This window comes from Jatrophihabitans sp. (genome assembly GCF_036389215.1).
Classification (GTDB): domain Bacteria; phylum Actinomycetota; class Actinomycetes; order Mycobacteriales; family Jatrophihabitantaceae; genus Jatrophihabitans_A.
Genome location: NZ_DASVQG010000081.1, coordinates 1 through 2023, shown reverse-complemented (window position 1 = coordinate 2023; position 2023 = coordinate 1). Strand labels below are relative to the sequence as shown.

Annotated in this window: 2 protein-coding genes; one reads left to right on the top strand and one right to left on the bottom strand. The window is 65.8% G+C overall.

Annotated elements, in window-relative coordinates; all coding sequences use genetic code 11:
• The coding region (gene rpsB / locus VF542_RS03840) for a 30S ribosomal protein S2 (protein WP_408650382.1) at window positions 1–462 on the bottom strand (462 nt) is incomplete at its 3' end.
• A 398-nt stretch (window positions 463–860) separates the two neighbouring features.
• Here rpsB and VF542_RS03835 point away from each other — a divergent pair.
• Window positions 861–2023 (top strand): hypothetical protein (locus VF542_RS03835; RefSeq protein ID WP_408650381.1); only part of this gene is annotated, 1163 nt, incomplete at its 3' end.

The following is a 2023-nucleotide window of genomic DNA, read 5'->3' as shown; positions in this document are numbered from 1 at the left end:
CCGCCGGATGCCGCCGAGCGTGCGCTCGAGCTTCTCCTTCTCCCGGCGCATCTGCAGGAGTTCCTTCTTGGTTCGACCCGACGCTGCGACGTCGTCGTAGTCGATCTCCTCGAGCTCGGCCAGGCGACGAAGCCGGCCGTGCACCGTCGTGAAGTTGGTGAGCATGCCGCCCAGCCAGCGCTGGTTGACATAGGGCATGCCGACCCGGGTGGACTGCTCGGCGATGGCTTCCTGCGCCTGCTTCTTGGTGCCGATGAACAGGACGGTGCCGCCGTGGGCGACCGTCTCCTTCACGAACTCGTACGCACGATCGATGTAACCGATCGTCTGCTGCAGGTCGATGATGTAGATGCCGTTGCGCTCGGTGAAGATGAACCGCTTCATCTTCGGGTTCCAGCGCCGGGTCTGGTGTCCGAAGTGGACTCCGGAGTCGAGCAGGTTCTTCATGGTGACGACGGCCATCGGGCGCGTCCTCCTTGCGTTCGTGCGCAGCCACCCTCGCCGGGCGGCCGCGCGGGCCTCGGTTGTCGTGATCGGACCGGATGGTCGATCACCCTGGTGCCGTGGTGTCGCGGCCAGCGCCGGCTGGTGAGAGCCGGACCGAAGTTGGCCGCTACCTGCTAGTGGATCGGCAGGTGGGCACGCGAAGTCACCCGGCTTTCACCGGGCGCCCGGCAAGTGTAGCGCCGTCTGTCCTCACACCGGTAATGAGGCCCTGGCCGAGGAACGCACGGTCGCCCCCCGTAGGTGCCGCGGGGCATGTCTCAACGGGATCTGTCAGTTTCCCGTCTGTTTATGAGGTGTGGAGCGTGTGAGCCTGAAGAACCATCCGGAACCATGAACAGCAGAGAAGGATTCGCATGCGACTGTCTCTTCCCCGAGCGTCTGGACGAGGGGCTGCCAGCGCTCTCGTCGCGGCCTCGATCCTGCTCGTGACCCTGGTCCAGCCGGTGGCCGCCTCGCCTGGCACGGGCCACGACGCTCCCCGGCGCAATCCGCAGGGACCGGTTCGAAAGATCGCGACCGGCACCGCAACCCTGACCACCGGGGGCATCACCCGCGACAAGATCTACAACCGGGCGCAGTACTGGGTGGCCCAGAACGTGCCGTACAGCCAGTCCGCCTACACCTCCGCCAACTCCGCACCGACCGGGCCCTACCGGACGGACTGCTCGGGATTCATCTCGATGGCCTGGGGCCTGGACAGCTCCTTGAACACCGGAACGCTGCCCGACGTCAGCACCGGGATCAGCAAGGAACAGCTCCAGAAGGGCGATGTGCTGGACTATCACAGCACCCTGGATCCGGTTAATGGCTCGCACGTCGTCATGTTCGTCAGCTGGGCCAACGCCGCTCACACCGCATACACCGGCGCCGAGGAGGCGGGTGGCACCGGCGCCGTTCAGCGCACGATCAGCTATCCCTACGACCAACAGATGGACAACTCCGCCCGATGGGTTCCGCTGCGCTACGACGGCGTCGTGGGCGAGGGAACCGAGGCAATGCTGGACAGCTCAGGCACGAGTCATCTGTTCTCCGTCAAGGCCGACAACCATATGTGGCAGGCGATCTACACGCCCAGCAGCTGGACCTGGCAAGATCTCGGCGCGGCGCTGACCGGCACCCCGGGGGTGACCTACCGGGCCAGCACCGGACGGTACGACCTCTTCGCGACCGGCACCAACGGCCAGCTCTACCAGAACATGTACCAAGGCGGCTGGTCGGGCTGGAACACCTTCGGCGACTACCACAACGCAGGCTTCGCCGGCGGCGTGCAGGCCATGCTCGACGGCTCGGGCGTCATCCACCTGTTCGCCACCAAGACCGACCATCACCTGTGGCACGCCATCTATGCCACCGGCAGCTGGACCTGGCAGGACCTGGGCGCGGCGCTGATCGATACACCCGGCGTCACCTACCGGACCAGCACCGGACGGTATGACGTGTTCGCGACCGGCACCAACGGCCAGCTCTACCAGAACATCTACCAAGCCGGCACCTGGACCGGCTGGAACACCTTCGG